At 62.2% G+C, this 16,938-nt stretch carries 24 protein-coding genes; all 24 read left to right on the forward strand.

The window, feature by feature from the left end:
- The first annotated feature begins 157 nt into the window (after nucleotides 1-157).
- The 24 genes from JWQ89_RS18165 to JWQ89_RS18280 all read left to right on the forward strand — a co-directional run bounded on the left by JWQ89_RS18165 (nucleotide 158) and on the right by JWQ89_RS18280 (nucleotide 16,893).
- Nucleotides 158-1,087, forward strand: a complete 930-nt coding sequence (locus JWQ89_RS18165; RefSeq protein ID WP_299643254.1) for a hypothetical protein — start codon at nucleotides 158-160, stop codon at nucleotides 1,085-1,087.
- Nucleotides 1,084-1,275: a hypothetical protein gene (locus JWQ89_RS18170; RefSeq protein WP_299643256.1), complete on the forward strand. Its 192-nt coding sequence runs from the start codon at nucleotides 1,084-1,086 to the stop codon at nucleotides 1,273-1,275. Before JWQ89_RS18165 ends, JWQ89_RS18170 begins: the two co-directional genes overlap by 4 nt.
- Before the next feature lie 268 nt (nucleotides 1,276-1,543).
- Nucleotides 1,544-2,218 (forward strand): DNA methyltransferase, encoded by a 675-nt coding sequence (locus JWQ89_RS18175; RefSeq protein WP_299643258.1) that lies wholly within the window; start codon nucleotides 1,544-1,546, stop codon nucleotides 2,216-2,218.
- A 109-nt stretch (nucleotides 2,219-2,327) separates the two neighbouring features.
- Nucleotides 2,328-2,564 carry a hypothetical protein gene (locus JWQ89_RS18180; RefSeq protein WP_299643260.1) on the forward strand — a complete coding sequence of 79 codons (237 nt, stop codon included), beginning with the start codon at nucleotides 2,328-2,330 and terminating at the stop codon, nucleotides 2,562-2,564.
- Complete coding sequence (locus JWQ89_RS18185; protein WP_299643263.1) at nucleotides 2,561-2,971, forward strand: recombination protein NinB; 411 nt, start codon at nucleotides 2,561-2,563, stop codon at nucleotides 2,969-2,971. The genes JWQ89_RS18180 and JWQ89_RS18185 overlap by 4 nt, the downstream gene beginning before the upstream one ends.
- Nucleotides 2,972-3,251: 280 nt before the next feature.
- Nucleotides 3,252-3,584, forward strand: coding sequence for a hypothetical protein (locus tag JWQ89_RS18190; RefSeq protein ID WP_299643266.1), 333 nt, complete (start codon nucleotides 3,252-3,254; stop codon nucleotides 3,582-3,584).
- Complete coding sequence (locus JWQ89_RS18195; protein ID WP_299643269.1) at nucleotides 3,584-3,970, forward strand: hypothetical protein; 387 nt, start codon at nucleotides 3,584-3,586, stop codon at nucleotides 3,968-3,970. Before JWQ89_RS18190 ends, JWQ89_RS18195 begins: the two co-directional genes overlap by 1 nt.
- A complete protein-coding gene (locus JWQ89_RS18200; protein ID WP_299643271.1) occupies nucleotides 3,967-4,428 on the forward strand; it encodes a nuclease domain-containing protein in 462 nt (153 codons plus the stop codon). Before JWQ89_RS18195 ends, JWQ89_RS18200 begins: the two co-directional genes overlap by 4 nt.
- A complete protein-coding gene (locus JWQ89_RS18205) occupies nucleotides 4,425-4,805 on the forward strand; it encodes a hypothetical protein (protein ID WP_299643273.1) in 381 nt (126 codons plus the stop codon). The genes JWQ89_RS18200 and JWQ89_RS18205 overlap by 4 nt, the downstream gene beginning before the upstream one ends.
- 325 nt (nucleotides 4,806-5,130) lie before the next feature.
- Nucleotides 5,131-5,370, forward strand: coding sequence for a hypothetical protein (locus JWQ89_RS18210; protein WP_299643275.1), 240 nt, complete (start codon nucleotides 5,131-5,133; stop codon nucleotides 5,368-5,370).
- Between the two features lie 5 nt (nucleotides 5,371-5,375).
- Nucleotides 5,376-5,549, forward strand: a complete 174-nt coding sequence (locus JWQ89_RS18215) for a hypothetical protein (protein ID WP_299643277.1) — start codon at nucleotides 5,376-5,378, stop codon at nucleotides 5,547-5,549.
- A 197-nt stretch (nucleotides 5,550-5,746) separates the two neighbouring features.
- Nucleotides 5,747-5,971 (forward strand): hypothetical protein, encoded by a 225-nt coding sequence (locus JWQ89_RS18220; RefSeq protein WP_299643280.1) that lies wholly within the window; start codon nucleotides 5,747-5,749, stop codon nucleotides 5,969-5,971.
- A 56-nt stretch (nucleotides 5,972-6,027) separates the two neighbouring features.
- Nucleotides 6,028-6,240, forward strand: coding sequence for a hypothetical protein (locus JWQ89_RS18225; protein ID WP_299643282.1), 213 nt, complete (start codon nucleotides 6,028-6,030; stop codon nucleotides 6,238-6,240).
- Nucleotides 6,241-6,372: 132 nt separating this feature from the next.
- Nucleotides 6,373-7,641, forward strand: coding sequence for a PBSX family phage terminase large subunit (locus JWQ89_RS18230; RefSeq protein WP_299643284.1), 1,269 nt, complete (start codon nucleotides 6,373-6,375; stop codon nucleotides 7,639-7,641).
- Nucleotides 7,642-7,654: 13 nt separating this feature from the next.
- Nucleotides 7,655-10,033 (forward strand): MIC19/MIC25 domain-containing protein, encoded by a 2,379-nt coding sequence (locus tag JWQ89_RS18235; RefSeq protein WP_299643286.1) that lies wholly within the window; start codon nucleotides 7,655-7,657, stop codon nucleotides 10,031-10,033.
- On the forward strand, nucleotides 10,030-10,320 hold the full coding sequence (locus tag JWQ89_RS18240) for a hypothetical protein (protein WP_299643288.1): 291 nt from the start codon (nucleotides 10,030-10,032) through the stop codon (nucleotides 10,318-10,320). The genes JWQ89_RS18235 and JWQ89_RS18240 overlap by 4 nt, the downstream gene beginning before the upstream one ends.
- A gap of 140 nt (nucleotides 10,321-10,460) precedes the next feature.
- Complete coding sequence (locus JWQ89_RS18245; protein WP_299643291.1) at nucleotides 10,461-11,411, forward strand: hypothetical protein; 951 nt, start codon at nucleotides 10,461-10,463, stop codon at nucleotides 11,409-11,411.
- Between the two features lie 32 nt (nucleotides 11,412-11,443).
- On the forward strand, nucleotides 11,444-12,376 hold the full coding sequence (locus tag JWQ89_RS18250) for a DUF5309 domain-containing protein (RefSeq protein ID WP_299643293.1): 933 nt from the start codon (nucleotides 11,444-11,446) through the stop codon (nucleotides 12,374-12,376).
- Between the two features lie 93 nt (nucleotides 12,377-12,469).
- Nucleotides 12,470-12,757: a hypothetical protein gene (locus tag JWQ89_RS18255; protein WP_299643296.1), complete on the forward strand. Its 288-nt coding sequence runs from the start codon at nucleotides 12,470-12,472 to the stop codon at nucleotides 12,755-12,757.
- 2 nt (nucleotides 12,758-12,759) lie between these two features.
- Complete coding sequence (locus tag JWQ89_RS18260) at nucleotides 12,760-13,044, forward strand: hypothetical protein (protein ID WP_299643298.1); 285 nt, start codon at nucleotides 12,760-12,762, stop codon at nucleotides 13,042-13,044.
- Nucleotides 13,041-13,658 (forward strand): hypothetical protein, encoded by a 618-nt coding sequence (locus JWQ89_RS18265; protein ID WP_299643299.1) that lies wholly within the window; start codon nucleotides 13,041-13,043, stop codon nucleotides 13,656-13,658. The genes JWQ89_RS18260 and JWQ89_RS18265 overlap by 4 nt, the downstream gene beginning before the upstream one ends.
- The gene (locus tag JWQ89_RS18270) at nucleotides 13,655-15,193 is read left to right on the forward strand and encodes a hypothetical protein (RefSeq protein WP_299643301.1); all 1,539 of its coding nucleotides are present in this window, start codon (nucleotides 13,655-13,657) and stop codon (nucleotides 15,191-15,193) included. Before JWQ89_RS18265 ends, JWQ89_RS18270 begins: the two co-directional genes overlap by 4 nt.
- Nucleotides 15,193-15,438: a hypothetical protein gene (locus JWQ89_RS18275; RefSeq protein WP_299643303.1), complete on the forward strand. Its 246-nt coding sequence runs from the start codon at nucleotides 15,193-15,195 to the stop codon at nucleotides 15,436-15,438. Before JWQ89_RS18270 ends, JWQ89_RS18275 begins: the two co-directional genes overlap by 1 nt.
- Nucleotides 15,439-15,441: 3 nt before the next feature.
- Nucleotides 15,442-16,893 (forward strand): hypothetical protein, encoded by a 1,452-nt coding sequence (locus JWQ89_RS18280; RefSeq protein WP_299643305.1) that lies wholly within the window; start codon nucleotides 15,442-15,444, stop codon nucleotides 16,891-16,893.
- Nucleotides 16,894-16,938 lie beyond the last annotated feature (45 nt).

A 16,938-nucleotide genomic window follows, 5' to 3' on the forward strand; every position in this document is an offset into this window, starting at 1 on the left:
CGGCCCTGGAGAGCGCAAAGCAGGGCGGCGTCCTGGCCTTGTCGCAACGCTGCGGCGAGTACGAATCCGAGGGCTGGAAGATCCTGCGCAAGTGGGTGACGACGAACAGCGGATCGCGGGTCATGGCTTACAGGTGCGTTGGGCGGGTGAGCTGCTAATGAGCGAACTGGCGCTGCCACCCCCGTACTCCGCAGACACGCGGGCGAAGGGATGGCGCTTTGAATTGGACCTCGAGCGGATCAAGCAGTCCGACACCTGGGCGCTGGCTTCGGCCGACGTGCGCCCATGGCTGCTGATGCTGTGGTCTGAGTCGTGGGCGCAGGTGCCGTGCGGCTCACTGCCGGCAGACGATGAACTGATCGCTGCACGGATCGGCATGCCGCTGAAAGCGTTCGCCAAGGTGCGGGCGATGCTCATGCGCGGCTGGTGGTCGGCGAACGACGGCCGGCTCTACCACGATGTCATAGCCACGCGCGTGCTGTCGATGCTTGATTCCAAGCGCAAGGAATCCGATCGCAAGGCCGAGTACCGGCGTCGGATGGAGACGGAACGCGCAAGCAGTCCCGTAGTTGTCCCGCGGGACACATTAGGGACAGACGAAGGACACCCGCGTGACTCCACCGGGTGCGACGACACCAGTACCAGTACCAGTACCAGTACCGGAACCAGACGAAGAGAAGAAGAGAAGCCCGCACGCAAGCGTGCGTCCCCCCGAATTCAAATCGAATGCCCGGAAGGCGTTTCACCTCAGGTTTGGACCGACTGGCTGCAACTGCGCAAGGACAAGCGCGCCCCCGTGACGGAAACCGTGCTGGCCGAGGCGGTCAAGCAGGCGTCTATTGCCGGCCTGTCGCTAGAAAACTTCCTCCGCGTCTGGTGCTCTCGTGGCTCTCAAGGACTGGAGGCCTCGTGGCTCAAACCGAGCGAGCGAGGGGCGGCATTTGCCAAGCCTGAATTGGCAGTGACTGTGCCCAGCGCTGCCGACCTGAAGACCAAAGAACTTCTGCGACAACAGGCCGAACACGCCGCAGAGGTTGAGCGCCAGCGCTTAGCCCGTATCGCTGCAAAAACCAAGGAAGCCGCATGACCCAAGCCGAAGCCCGAACCCTCCTGACGGCAGCCAAAGCCGGCCTGGACGTGACCCGCAACAGCATCACCCGCGCGCTGATCCTGACTGGCGACCTAACGCCATTCGGACGCCGGCAGATCAACCGGCTTGACCAGAAGGAGCGCCAGAGCGCCTACCGCGGCAAGTCGCAGGGGTTGGCATCGTGAGCGCCGAAAGATCGCAGTGGTTTCCGGGGAGCCAGGACCCATGGGAGCCGGGAATCTACGAGTTTAGGCACTATGACCATTCGTTTAGTTACCCATTCCATAGGTGGAATGGTAAGCAATGGGGCGCTGCGCCAAACGCATCGCCTGAAGGGGCGGCTCGCGCCCGGTTTACGGCGGCCTACGGATGGTATGCCAACCTCCTCCGCAATTGCCTGTGGCGAGGCCTTGCCTCCCAACCCTCAACACCCACCAGCAAGGGGAGGGCGGGATGAGCCCGGTCGTCATCGGAAACGCGACGCTGTACCTTGGCGACTGCCTGGAAATTCTGCCAGCGCTATCAAAGGTCGATGCGGTCATCACAGACCCACCGTACGGAATCAACGCAGCAAGGACGCGAAACAGCGCTAAAGACGGCTGGGTGGACTACGGCTGCGACGGATGGGACAAGGAGCGGCCAGGACGCGAGATTTTCGACGCGATGCTGTTAGCCGCAAAGCTGCAGATTATTTGGGGCGGTAACTACTTCACCGACTACCTTCCGCCAACCCGGCAGTGGTTGTCATGGGACAAGGGGCAAGACGGCTTCTCGCTCGCGGATTTCGAGCTTGCGTGGTCGAGCCAGGACAAGGCTAGCCGGCGCATTCACTACACGCGCAGGTTGGCACTGAAGGAGGGCAAGGAGCACCCCACGCAAAAGCCGGTCGCAGTTATGCGATGGTGCATCGAACAAGCTGGGCGGCCAACCGTAATCTGCGACCCATTCATGGGTTCTGGGACTACCGGCGTTGCAGCAGCCGGACTTGGTTGCATCTTCATCGGCATCGAACGTGAACCAAAGTATTTCGACATTGCCTGCCGTCGCATCGAGGAGGCGCAGAAGCAAGTCGCGCTGTTCCCGCATGAGCCTCCCTCTCCCCAGCCCGAACAAATGGTGATTGCATGACCGTCCGCCTCTGTCCTGCCTGCTCCAAATATCAGCGCCCCGTGGGCTGGTTTTGGAGCCTAGGCCAGTACGTCTGCCGTCCGTGCATTCAGGCGAAGGGGGTGGCGTCATGAAAGGCGGAGTGCGAATCGGCATCAAGAACGGAGCCGGGATTGAGCAGCGCGTGATGGCCTTCTACCGCGCCAACCCTGGCGAAGAACTGACCCTTAGCGACTTGGTGACCAAGTTCGGTGTGGGCAGCACGAAGTCGGCAACGAATGTGGTGTGTCGGCTGAAGGCTGCGGGGCTGGTTGAGCGGGCCTGTGTGATCCGTGCGACGGCGCTTGCGATGAAGGGCGGGGCGTGACCAAGCAGACCGTGATCCTGGCCGGCGAACTGCAGCGCAAGACAGCCATGCGCTATGTGGCTGAGGCACCTATCGGCTATCGGGTCGAAATCAAGGAGCCGAAGCGCACAGACGGGCAGAACGAGCGCTTCCACGCAATCTGCGGCGACATTGCCAAGAGCGGCCTGCCGTGGGCTGGGAAGCCGCGCTCGGCCGTGCAGTGGAAGGTGCTGCTGGTCAGCGGGCACGCGAAGGCGACCGGCGAAGAGTTCGACATGGTGCCCGGCCTGGAAGGCGAGTTCATCAACCTGCGCGAATCTACGGCCCTGATGAGCGTGCGACGGGGATCGAGCCTTATCGAGTACGCCACTGCCTTCGCGCAAATGAACAACGTGCTGCTGTGGGCGGCCGAGGAGGAGCACGCATGACGCCATATCTTATGAAGTATTGCTGTGAGATATGCGATTTCCATGCAGCTGATACCGATCTGCTGCGCGCTCCAAACCCCTTTGATCCTGATGACGAACTTATCGGATGCCCCGGTTGCAAGAGCGCGGGAACCATGTTGTTGGCCTGCGACGAGCCTGGCTGCTGGCGATGCACGACATGCGGGACGCCGATTCCTGGCGGCTATCGAAGAACTTGCAGCGAACACGGCCCGAAATGAACCGTCATCCGCTCCGGCTTGAGCGGCACTAAAGGACTGACATGACAGAAGAACAACAACTTGCGCTGCAAAAGGCACTTCCCAAGCCGGCGTATGACCTCGTGACAGCCGCGCTGGTTGCTTACGGCTACAACGCGGACGGCGCTCAGTTCCTGCTGCATTTGTTGAACGAGGAAGGCCGTTACCTTGCAAAGCAGGGGCACTGGTGGTTCGACATCTTCCTGAACGACTACCAGCAACCAGAGCATCCGACGATGTTTATGGATCTACGGTCGTCTCGGATGAATGTCGCGAAAGTCCCGATCACGCCGGAGAACTTTTCGGAAGTTGTCGCCATGCTCAATGAAGCTCCGGCCGAGCCGACGCAGCACTGATGCTCCAACCCGCCACGCCCAAGCCCGAAGCCGTCGTGCTGACGATTCCCCTGCGAACAGTCTCTGGGCTGAACGCACGGGAGCACTGGCGCGCGCGGGCCAAGCGTGTCGAGGCTGAGCGCTTCGCGGTACGAGTGGCGATCGTCCAGCGTTTTGGGGTGCGCATCGCCGACGCGCCGAAACCGCCGTGCGTGGTGAAGCTGACGCGCATCGGACCGACAAATGGCCTGGACCCCTTCGACAACCTGCCCAGCAGCCTTAAGGGGTGCGTGGACGAGATTTCCAACTGGCTCGGGGTGAACGACCGCAAGAGCGATCTGGTGCAGTACGAATGTGGCCAGGAGCGCGGCAAGGAATGGGCGGTTCGGGTGGAGATCACGGCATGACCTTCAAGCGCCCACCACCGCGCCCGGCCAAACAGTGGACGGCGGACGAGCTACCAACACCGCGCGCAGCCGTTCTCTATGCGCCGATTTCGAATCTAACGCGCGAGCAATTCGAGCGCATGTATCCAGGGAAGCCCGAGCTGAAGACGCCAGACCGCAAAAGCACAGCCATCCGCGAATCAGCCCGAGGCGAGGAATGCACGGTGCGGATCGTCGGTGCTTGCACGCACGACGACGCCATGACGATATGGAGCCACGCACCTTTCAAGTCGGCGGACAAGGGCGGAAGCATCAAGAGCCTCGACCTGTGCGGCGCCTACTGCTGCACAGCCTGCGATGCCGTGATCGACGGGCAACGGCCAATGCCGCCAGGCGCCTCGCGGACCTCTGTGATGAACGATTGGTTCCACGGGCATATGCGCTCGCTGGTGAAACTTCGACAAAAGGGACTCGCGTGAAGCCAGAACACTCCGCAATCCTCGATGACCTGCTGAGCCGTTGGCACAACTGGCAGCATGCCGAGCGGGGTGGTCGTGGGTACGCGCCCAAGGCCGCAGGATTCGAGCAGTACCGGGCAAGTCGCCAGTACGACGATGCCAATGGCGCGCTCGATACCGACCTGGATGCGCTCCGGTCGGCCGCCGTGGATTTTCTTGCCCAGCAGATGCAAGACCCGCACCGCGCCGCGATCTACATGGATGCGCGCAACCTCTGCACCGGCCTGAGCGTCTGGAACAGCCCAAGACTCCCGCCCGAGCCTGAGATGCGGGAAATGATCGTGCGGGAGGCTCGCGCCATGCTCTGCAAGAAACTTGTTGACGCGGGGGTGATTTGATGTCACGATTCAGCCCGTGAGGACAAGTGCCTCCAAAAATCAGCCGCTAGCAGCAATGCTCAGCGGCTTTTTTGCGTTCGCGCGGGCCGCGCCGGACAGACGGCCCCAAATATTGATCGAGGCGTGGAAAGCAGACACGCGGATACCCGGGGCGGTCTTTGTGCTCAGCGCCCCTTTCGTGGTTCCGTAAAACCGGCACGAAGTGCAAGCACATAAGCCGGCGTAGCGCCCGGCCGATCATCTTTCCCCACCGCAGCCGGGAGGCAGCAGAGGCAATCTCCGGCCGCGTTCGGTGGAAGCCCGGACATCTATTCAAGGATCAGACATGAGCTTTCGCGCGTGGCTGTTTCACCCCATCACCAAGAGACTGGACAAGATCATGAGCGCCATCGACAACCTCAACGCAGCGGTGAACGACCTTTCGGCGGAAGTCGATGTGGTTACCAATGCGATCTCCAACCTGAAGGCCCAGATTGCCGCTGCGGGCGCTGACCCAGTTGCGATCGATGCTGCCTCTGCCACCCTGGCTTCGCTGAAGACCAAGCTGGCTAACGCCATCGCGTGATCGCCATGACCCTGCGCGAATCCATCCAGGCTGACATCAACGCAGCCCGGGCCAACATCGACGCATGGACGGCCCAACTCGCCAGCACCGACCAAACGGTCGGGATGATGCTGTCGGCTGACGTGGCGACGCTGAAGGCGTTTTGGGCGCAGTTCGCGGCCAAGCTGACGGCATCGTGAAGCCAACCTATACCGAACAACTGCGGGCGGCTGTCCACGAAGCGGCCTACCAGGCGGCGCTCCAAGTCGTTCGTGACAGAGCGTTGATGCCAGATGCCGTGCTGCTTGCCGCGCTGGCATCAGCCAAAGGCGAGCTAGCCCGCGCCACCCAATCCTGAAACAACTGCGGACACGGCTGAAAGGCCACCCGTGATGCCATGCAAACAACCGAGTTCGCACGTTTTAACGCCATGTGCGGAGAAGGCGTGTGGTTGGTCAACGCCGATCGCGTCAACCTAGACGATTTCATTCACGCTTCCCGTGTAGACGGCGGCGTCGTTCGCTTTCATGGCGACGGCGACATCGGTCAGTTGGTCAGGTTTGTGTCCGGTGGCCCGATGCCTGTAGAGGGCATCGCCGGCTGGATCAGCGAGGACGTGTGATGGGGGCCGCGGCATTCAAAAAGGGACAGAAACCCGGTCCCGGCCGACCCAAAGGTGTGCCCAACAAGACCACCCAGACCGCCAAGGAAGCGATTGCGCTGGCTGCTGAGGGGCTGGGCGGCACTCAACGGCTGATCGCCTGGGCGCAGGAAGACCCGGCCAACGAGCGCGCCTTCTGGGCAACGATCTACCCGAAGCTCATCCCGGTGCAGGTTGCGGGTGATCCTGACAACCCGCTGCTGCACAGCATCACGGTGACGTTCGGATGAAGCCGCGAATCCGGCAGATGTGGCCGGGCCGGTGGCGCTGTTGCGCGGTGAGTCGGGTCCATGTCGGCTTCATCAACTGCTACGACGCAGAAACGCCCGAGGCCGCCTACAAGGGGTGGTTTCTGAAGTGTGGTGGCTGATACCGAAGCCCGGTTCCCGGCAAAGCTGAAGTTCCTATTCAAACCTGCCCGCTACAAGGTAGCCAGGGGAGGGCGCGGCTCCGGGAAGTCATGGGGCTTTGCCAGAGCACTCCTGATTCGCGGCGCCAGTGAGCCGATCCGCGTACTGTGTACCCGAGAGGTGCAGAAGTCGATTCAGCAGTCGGTCCACCAGCTGCTGGCCGATCAGGTCGCGTCGCTCGGCCTGAGCAGCTTCTACACAGTGCTGCAGGGCGAGATCAGGGGGAAGAACGGATCGCAGTTCTTCTTTGGCGGACTGAGCGACCAGACGGCTGAGACGCTGAAGTCGTTCGAGGGCGTTGATGTGTGCTGGTGCGAGGAAGCCCAGGCCATCAGCAAGCGCAGCTGGAACATCCTCATTCCGACCATCCGCAAGCCGGGGTCCGAGATCTGGATCAGCTTCAACCCCGAGCTAGAGAGCGACGAGACATACGACAGGTTCGTGCTGAAGCCGCCTCCCGACTGTGTGTCGGTCGAGATGAACTACAGCGACAACCCGTACTTCCCGGATGTGCTGGAGGCCGAGCGGAAGCACGCTGAGGCCACGATGAAGCGCGACGACTACGCGCACATCTGGGAGGGCAAGTGCAAGCCTGCCGTCGAAGGCGCGATCTACTTCGACCAGATGGCAGTGGCTGGCCCACGCATAGGGAACTGCCCGCACGACCCGCTGCTGAAGATGCACGCGATCTGGGATCTGGGCTTCAACGATTCGATGTCGATCATTCTGGCGCAGAAGGTCAGCAGCGAAATCCGCATCGTTCACTACATCGAGGGCTCGCAGCGCACCCTGGCCGACTACAGCGCCGAACTGAAGGCGCTGAGGCTGGACGACCAGCCGATCAACTGGGGCCATCACTACCTGCCCCACGACGGATTCGCCAAGCGCCACCAGACCGGCAAGCACGACGCCGAGGTGTTGGGCGGGTTTGGATGGAGCGTGCAGCGAACGCCAATGATGGACATCGAAGCCGGCATCAAGCGGGCTCGGGATGTGTTCAACCGCGTCTACTTCAACAAAGAACGCGCGGGCAGGTTGATCGAGTGCTTGAAGCGGTATCGCCGAGCCATCAACCAGACGACCAACGAACCCGGCCATCCGGTTCACGACGAATTCAGCCACGGCGCAGACGCTTTCCGCTACATGGCGGTGTGCAGCGACCAGCTCAGTAACGACGAATGGGGCGGAAGCCTCAACTACAAGCGATTGGTGACCACATAGCATGGCTGAGAAGATGACCGAGGACCAGCTGCTAGCGCTGACTGACCTCGAAATCCGCAATGCTGTTGGCGCCTACGGTGGCCGTCTGTCCGAGCAGCGCAGGAAGGCCGAGTATTACTACCTCGGCGAGGCCAAGGGCGACCTTTCCCCGCCTGAGGTAGAGGGCCGCTCAACGGTCGTTGACACCTACGTGCGCAACACCATCGAGGCCATGCTGCCTCAGCTGATGGAGAAGTTCACGGGCGGTGAGCATGTGGTCGAGTTCGAGCCCCAGCTTCCAGGCCCGGACGAGGACCGAGCCAAGAACGCCACCGAGTACCTGAACTACCTGTTCTGGAAGAAGAACCGGGGTCACACCGTCGCCGAGACCTGGATGCGCGACGCACTCCTGCAGAAGAACGGCATCATCAAAGTGTGGTGGGACACCCGCACCGAAGAGACGAAGGAAGAGTACAAGGGGCTGAGCCAGGTCGAATTGGCCCAGATCCTCGACGATGAGGAAGTTGAGCCGACCGAGCAGAAGACCTATCCCGACGAGGACGACGCCAAGCAGCGCCAGGAGGCCATCCAGCACCTCACGCAGCAGCTGCAGCAGGCGGCAATGCAGCCGCCCCCTCCTCAGCAGCCGCCACAGCCAGGCCAGCCGCCGCAGCAGCCACCCCCCAGCCCGGCCCAGCAGATCCAGGCGCAGATCCAGCACATCCAGAGCCAGCCCCCGGTGATGCTGTACGACATCACCTGCAAGCGCAGCAAGAAGGGCGGCAAGCTCAGCATCGAGAACGTCCCGCCCGAGGAGTTCCTGATCGGCCGCAAGGCCAAGTCGATTGCCACTGCCACGTTCTGCGGCCACAAGGTGCGGCGCAGCATCAGCGAGCTTCGCTCGATGGGCTATCCCGAGGATGTCCTAACGAACCTGTCAGGCGACGACGGCGCAGCAGCGTTCAACGGTGAAGCGGTCGAACGTGCGTCCTATGACGACGAGATGGCTTACCTAGACCTGGAGGGCAACAACACCTCCGACGAGTCGCAGCGCCAGGTCTGGGTGACCGAGTGCTACGTCCGGTGCGACTGGGACGGTGACGGCATCAGCGAGCTTCGCAAGGTCACGCGCTGCGGCAACAAGATCCTCGACAACGAGGAAGTCGATGTGGCCCCGTTCGCCGACATCGTCTGCGTTCGCCAGCCGCACAAGTTCGCCGGCCTGTCGATCGCCGACCTCGGCATGCAGACCCAGAAGCTCAAGACCGGGCTGCTGCGGTCGATGCAAGACAACCAGAACCTGCAGACCAACGGGCGCTACTTCGCTGTTGACGGGCAGGTGAACCTCGACGACCTGCTGACATCGCGTCCAGGCGGTGTGGTGCGCATCAAGTCGCAGGGCGCTGTCGGTGCCCTCGACCAGGCCCGAGGTGATCTGGCCGGCGCGATGAGCTTGCTGGAGTACACCGAGCAATTCGGCGAAGCCGCTACCGGCTGGACCCGCAACAGCCAAGGCAATGCTGCCGGCCCGCTGATGTCCGGCACGGCCACAGGCGCCAACATCGTTGCGGCCAAGGACGATATGCGGGTGGACCTGATCGCCCGCAACTTCGCCGAGGGCTTTGTGGAAATGTTCCGCCTGATGCTCAAACTGGTTTGCCAGCATCAGGACAAGAAGACCGAGATCCGGCTGAACGGATCGTGGGTTGACATGGACCCGCGCGAGTGGCGCAACCAGTTCGATGTGAACATCAATGTTGGGCTGGGTGCAGGGACCAAAGACCAGAAGATGCAGTTCCTGCAGGCGATCATCCAGCAGCAGGAGAAGGTGCATGCGGTCGGTGCCGCCTCACCCGCGAACATTTACAACGCCAGTGCCGAGCTAGCCAAGCTGGCTGGCCAGAAGAACGCCGACAAGTTCTTTAGCGACCCCGCCAAGCAGCCCAAGCAGCCTCCGAAGCCTGACCCCGAGGCGATCAAAGCCCAGGGAGCCCAGCAGCTTGCGCAGACCAATGGTCAGGTGCAGATGCAGATCGAGCAGGGCAAGGGCCAGGTGACCATGCAGGTTGAGAGCGCAAAGCTCCAGGCTCAGATGCAACTGGAGCAGCACAAGGCGGAATTGCAGGCTCAGGTAGATCAGTCCGAGCAGCAGGCGCAGCAAGCTCAAACGACCATGCAGCAGCAGATCGACGCTCAGCTGCAGCGCGAGAAGGCACAGCAGGACTTACAGCTGGAGCAGCAGCGCATGCAGCACGAGCGCGAAATGAAGGCGATGGAGCTGCAGGCCGAGGGCATAGAACGCGAGAGAGACCGTGCAACCAAGGTGCTGATCGCCCAGATCATGGCGAAACAGTCAGGCGACAACGCCATGCTGGCAGCCGAGTCGAAGGCTGACACGGTGGCTGCAGAGTGACGCCAGAGCAAGAGCTGTACCGCGCCAACCGCGCCAAGGAAGTCCTCGACAACGAGATCTACATCGAGGCTTTCGCAGCCATCGAACAGGAGCTGACAGACCAATGGAAATCTTCACCGGCAAGAGACGCGGAAGGCCGCGAAAAGCTGTGGCTGATGCAGGCGCTGCTGGGCAAGATCAAAGTGTCCTTGGAGGCAACGATGGCCTCGGGCACGGTGGCGAAGGACCAGCTGAGGCACAAACAGACGCTGATCGAGAACGCGACCAGCTGGCTGCAATCGCGCTGAAACGGCGCCGCATCGCGCGGATGTGCATGCTGGTGAACATGACGATTTGAACGCTGATTGGCCGTCTGCCAATCGAACCGCGAACGCCGAGAGGCGCCGCCAGCCGAGAGAAATGCTCGGTTGTTGACTGGAGTTAGCGAATGAGTACAGACACTCCCTCCGGGGAATCTGGCGACCTGAGCATTGACGGCGCCTCCGCAGCTTTCGCTGCACTGATGGAGCCGATCGAGGCCCAGGACGATGCTCCTCAGGTTGATACCGAGATCGATCCTCCCAAGGAGGAAGATAAAGAGAAAAAGCCCGAGCCGAATGCGGCCGAGGAAGGCGATGACGCACCGATCACCGTGATGGTGGACGGCAAGCCGGTCACGCTGACCAAGGCCGAGATCGCAGAGGCTCACAAGAACGGCCTACGTCAAAGCGATTACACGCAGAAGACGATGGCCCTTGCCGAGCAACGCAAGACGGCGGAAGCCGAGACGGCGAAGGCTCAACAGGAGCGCGGTGTCTACGCGCACAACCTGACCAAGATGGCCGCGCAACTTGAAGGCGCGTTACAGCAGCAAGCACAAATCGACTGGAACGCTCTGCTTGAGCAAAACCCCGTTGAGTTCCTGAAGCAAAAGCATCTCTTTGACCAGAGACAAGCCGCACTTCAGCAGAACCAGCAGGAGCAAACCAAGGTACAGCAGCAGTTCCAGACCGAAGCCATCATCGCAAGGCAATCCCGACTGTCTGAGCAGCAGCACGAACTACTTGCCAAGCTGCCCGACTGGAAGGATGAGGCGAAGGCGGATACGGAACAGAAGGCGATCAAGGAGTTCCTGAAATCCAGGGGCTACCGCGGCGCCGAACTCAACATCGACGACCACCGAGCGGTGCTTCTCGCGCGTGACGCGATGATGTACCACGAGATGATGGACAAGGCGAAAGCCGCAACTAAACGGGTCCAAAACGTACCTACCAAGGTCGAACGACCCGGCGTGTCCCGAGAGACCAGCCCACTGGATGGCCGCACTGCAGCGATGCAGCGCCAGCAGAAGACTGGAAGCATCGAAGACACCTCCAAGCTGTTCGCCTCGCTCATCTAAACCCTTAACGCTGAGAAGCGCTGGAAACCCAAATGTCTGCACCTACTGGAACCTATATCACGACCGCCGCAATCGGCAATCGTGAAGACCTCACCGACATGATCACCCGGATCACGCCGACCGAAACGCCCTTCATGAGCATGATCGGCAAGTCCAAAGCCACGAACACCCTGCACGAGTGGCAAACCCAGGATCTGGCCTCGCCCGCGGCGAATGCACAGGCTGAAGGCGACGACGCAACGGCCAAGACGATCACCCCGACCGTCCGCCTCAACAACCGTACCCAGATCAGCACGAAGACCGTCATCGTGTCGGGTTCGCAGCAAGCCGCCAACTCGGCGGGCCGCAAGGACGAGATGGGCTATCAGCTCACCCTGGCCTCGCTCGAACTGCGGAAGGATATGGAGCTTGGCCTGACGCAAAACGCGGTCAGCGCCACGTCTCCGCGTCAATCGCGCGGCCTGATCGGCTGGATCGTGGACAACGTAGATGCGGCCACCGCGGGCACTGCCTACGTGCCGGCGAGCTACACGGCCAACACCGCCCAGACGGACGGAACGCAGATCGCGTTTACCGAAGCGCGCATGAAGAATGCGATCCAGAAGTGCTACACCGCAGGCGGCCACCCGACCACTGTGATGCTGCCGCCGCTGGCGAAGCAAACGTTCTCGACCTTCACTGGCAACTCCACCCGTTTCGACAAGGGCGAGGATGCGAAGCTGTTCGCTTCGGTGGATGTGTACGTGAGCGACTTCGGCGAGTTGAAGGCGGTTCCGAACCGCGTCCAGCGCACCCGCGACGTGTTCCTGCTCCAGCCGGACAAGTGGGCGATGGCGTACTACCGCCCGTTCTCGCAGAAGCCGCTCTCCGAAAGCGGCGACAGCGAGAAGCGCATGTTGGTGGTCGAGTACACGCTGGAATGCCGTGCACCGAAGGCTAACGCGGCCTGCTACGACAACCTGTAAGCCACACGGGCCGGGGTAACTCCCGGCCCTCTCAATTTCTCTTAACGCCGAGAGGCGCTGGGGTTCTACATGGCTCATCAAGCCGATAGCTGCGTGACCGTCACTGCGGCAGGGGCGCAGCTTGCGTCTGGCGCGTCGAGTGCGTCTGCCAATCTGCCGCTCACCTCGGCCGGCACCATCCCAACCAAGATCCGCGTTGCTGCCAGTGCTGCCGCGTGCATCCGTTTGGGTGTTACCGGTGTCGCTGCCACGAATGCCGACACGATGGTCCAACCTGGCGATGCGCTCCTGCTGCGCGTGCCGGTGGGCTACACCAAGTTCGCGGTGATTCAGCTGTCGGCTGCTGGCATTGTCCAAGTCTCGCCGACCGAGGACTGCTGAGCATGAAGCGCACGGTGGTGCAGGTCGAGGACGGCAAGCTCATCACGGGCACGGTGCAGGACTGCACGCCGATCCTCGAAGACGCACGCGCACGGCAGAACGCCGGGTTCGTCGGCACCTCGGAATTGAAACATGCGGCCCGCCTGCCCGATGTGGTGATAGAGCGCTACTGCAACCAGACCGGCGTTGCCTATGACGAACTGTGGACCAACCCGGTTCATTTCCGGCGCATGTTGAGCGACCCTGACCTGTCGGGCTTCCGTATTTGGACCGGGCGTGTCGCGTGATCACCGACTACACCTCTCTGCAGGCGGAAATCGCGAGCTGGATTCACCGCTCCGACCTCTCGGCATCGATCCCGACGTTCATTTCGATGGCCGAAGCCAAGATGAACGGCGACCTCGAAAGCCGTTCGATGGAGGTCCGCGTCACGCTGGTGTGCAACCCGGACGGGACGTTGAACGCCAGGCTGGTGACGCTCCCGAACGATGTGCTTGAAATGCGCCGCTTGCTGCTGATGAACGAGCCGGCCGTGGTGCTCGAATACAAGTCGCCTGATCAACTTGTGGCGGACAACGGATTCCAGCTGTCGCCGGGCTGCCCGCTTGACTTCACTGTCATCGCGAATTCGATCGAGCTGTCGCCGCCACCGGACAAAGCCTATCCGCTTGAGCTTGTCTACAAGCAACGCCTGCCCGTTCTCAGCGGCACCAACACGACGAATTGGGCGCTCCTGCAAAACCCCAACCTGTACCTGTTCGGGGCCTTGCTGGCCTCTGTCCCCTTCACCAAGAACACCACCGACGCTCCGACATTTGCCGCCGAGTACCAGAAGGCGGTCGAGACGGTGAACCTGATCGACTGGTATTCCGGCTCCACCATGCGGGTGCGCGCACGATGACCATCCAGACGATTCCAGCGGCTGGTCAGTTCGGTTTTGTGGCCGACGCGACGCCGCAGGAGTTGCCGCCGAATGCCTGGAGCAACGCGCAGAACATGCGCTTTCGGGATGGCTATGCAGAGCGCTTCCGCGGTTCGTCGCAGATTTTCACGACGCCCTCGGTCGCGCCGTACTACCTGACGCCCTATCGGTCCCTGAACAGCAAGTTCTGGATTCATGCAGGAATCGCAAGGGTCTATTCCGACGACGGCACGACCCGTACCGACCTGACGCCGACCACGGCCTATACCGGCAGCGTGGACGACCGATGGACGGGTGGCTCGGCGTCGGGTGTGCTGGTGATCAACAACGGGGTCGATCAGCCTCAGTTCTGGGGTGGTGACACTGCGGTCAAGTTCGCCAACCTGACCGGCTGGAATTCGGCCTGGCGCGCCGCATCGATGCGCCCGTTCAAGAATTACCTGGTGGCGCTGGACATCACCAAGAGCGGCGCGCGCTACCCGCACATGGTCAAGTGGTCATCGGCCGCCGACCCGGGGTCATTGCCGCCGAGTTGGGACGAGACGGACGCCACCAAGGACGCGGGCGAGCAACCCATCTCCGACACCACCGATTTCCTGATCGACCAGCTTGCGCTTGGTGACATCAACGTTATCTACAAAGAGCGTTCGATGTTCGGTATGCAGTACATCGGGCCGCCCTATATCTGGCGCTTCTACCGGCTGCCGGGCGAGTCCGGCATGCTGACCCGAGGCTGTGCGGTCAACACGCCTAAGGGTCATGTGGTCCTGACCTCCGGCGACCTGATCCTGCACAACGGCCAAGGCCCGCAGAGCATCGTCAGCGGGCGGATGCGCAAGTGGCTGTTCAACAGCATCGACCCGACGAACTATGCCCGCAGTTTTCTGGTGACGAACCCGGCGCTGAATGAAGTCTGGGTGTGCTTCCCGACGACTGGACAAGCCGCCTGCACGCTGGCACTCGTCTGGAACTGGCAGGACGACACCTTCGGGGTGCGTCAGTTGTCGAATGCCACGTATGGCGGCACAGGCCAGATCAACACCAGCACTTCCGGCACCTGGGCGAGCGATACCGACACCTGGGACCACGACACAACGTCATGGAACAGCGACGGCTTCGGATCGACCGAAACCCGCCTATTGATGACCAGCACAACCCCTCTGATCTCTCTGATGGAGACAGGGACGCAGTTCAATGGCGTTGACCCTACCTGCATCATTGAGCGCATCGGGCTTGCTTTTGACGCACCGGACCAGATCAAGACGGTTACGCGGGTCGTCCCCCGAATCGATGCGGTACCGGGCACCGTCCTGAGCATTCAGGTCGGGGCATCGATGGACGCCGAGGTGGGGCCGCTGTGGTCTCCCGCGGTGGCCTACACGGTCGGCACCAGCCGCAAGGTAGATGCATTCGCCACGGGGCGATTTCTGGCCTACCGGATCACCAGCACGAGCTCGCAGCCGTGGCGGTTCAAGAGCTTCGACATGGGCATCGTGTCCGCTGGGGCGTACTGATGTACACGCCATCGACCGTTCCGAACGACCCTGCGCAACTGCCGGGGTACCTGCAGAGCGAACTGCTGTCACTGGCTCAGGCGTTCCTCGCGCAGGAGCCGTACTTCCTGCTCTCGATGCTGCACAAAGCGCCGACCAAGCCGCGCGACGGAATGATCGTTCGGGCTGATGGGACGAATTGGAATCCCGGCTCGGGCTCTGGCTTCTACGGCTACCGCGACGCCGCCTGGCATCTTCTTGGATAACTCATGAGCAACGGCACCTACTACGACCCGACCAAGCTGGCGGCAGCACTCGCTGCCCAAGGAGTTGGTGCAGACGGTCGCACGATCCTCGATGGCAATTCCCTGTTGAGCATCATGAACAGCGTTGCCGCCCCGACGCAGACCGCAGCCGGTGGGATGTACACCGGGGCGGTTGCCAACTCAAACGATGGCGGTGATTCGGGGGGTGGCGCTGCTGCAGCACAGTATTACAGCCCGGCTACGTACGCGAATGGCCTGCAAGACATCGGCTACGGCGGGACGTACACCAGCCAGGACGACTACAACCAGCAGGTTGCTGCTCTTGAGCAATCGATGGGGCTCACTCCTGGCCAGCAATACACCTTCGGGAAGTACGACAACCCCACCGGCAATGGAGAAAAAGATCAGGCCATCGTTTACTACGATGCCAACGGGAACCCGGTCGCAGCAAACAACCAATACCAGCCGAGCAACTGGGTCAACGGTGGGCGCGAGGCGCTGATTGCGGCAGGGATCATCGGCGGTAGCGCATTCGGTGCTCAGTATCTCGCCGGAGCGGGTGCGCTCGCCGGCTCGGGTGCCGGTGCTGCCGGTGCTGCTGAAGCAGGAGCGGGGGCGGGCGCGGCGGGCGCGGGCGGCGGGCTGCTGGATGCGGGGGCGACAGCAGGGGCGGCGGGTGGTGCTGGTGCTGGTGCTGGTGCGACAGGCGCTGCCGGTGCCGGTGCCGGTGCCGGAGGGGCGGGCGCGCTTGGCACTGGCCTAGGGTACACGGTGCCTGCTGGCTACAGCGGCTTGGCCGGCCTGACAGATGCTCAATTGGCTGCGGCTTCTGCTGCCGCGGGAACCGGAGCAGTAGGCAGCACGCTCGCGACCACGGCAGGGAAAACGCTGGCTACCACTGCGACGCAGCAAGCGTTGACGCAGGGGGCCGGCACGGCAGCCAGTTCACTCATCCCCGGCATTAGCAACGGCCAGCTTCTCACCACCGCTGGTGGCCTGCTGGGTGCTGCTGCCGGCGCGGTCGGTGCCGGCTCCGGCCTGAACAGCGCGACCACGACCAACCAAAGCACGGTCGATCCGCGCGTGGCGCAGTACGTCTACGGAGCAGATGGCAACAGCGGTCTGCTCGGCAGCGTCAACAGCCTGACGAATTCGCAGCTTGCCACGGGCGGACTCAATGCCACTCAGACGCAGGGCCTGAACCAGCAGCTGGCGGCCTACAACGACCCGGCCTATACCGCAGGGCTGCAGTCAATGCGGACGGCAGGGGCAGGGCTCCTGAATGCTCCGGTGGCCTCCAACCCGTTTACCAGCGGGCAGGCCTCGCTGACCGCGACGAGCCCAGCTGGCACGACCTCGCAGGCGATGCCTGCAGGCTGGAACCCGATGCAGACGCAACTGAACCAGAAACCGAAGCCGACCATGACCGGCCTGCTTGGAGCCTACGGGACTTGACATGGCGACGACCAATCCTTACGCGACGACGAGCAGCAACCTGGG

It is taken from the genome of Devosia sp., from assembly GCF_028290645.1.
Lineage (GTDB): Bacteria > Pseudomonadota > Alphaproteobacteria > Rhizobiales > Devosiaceae > Devosia_A.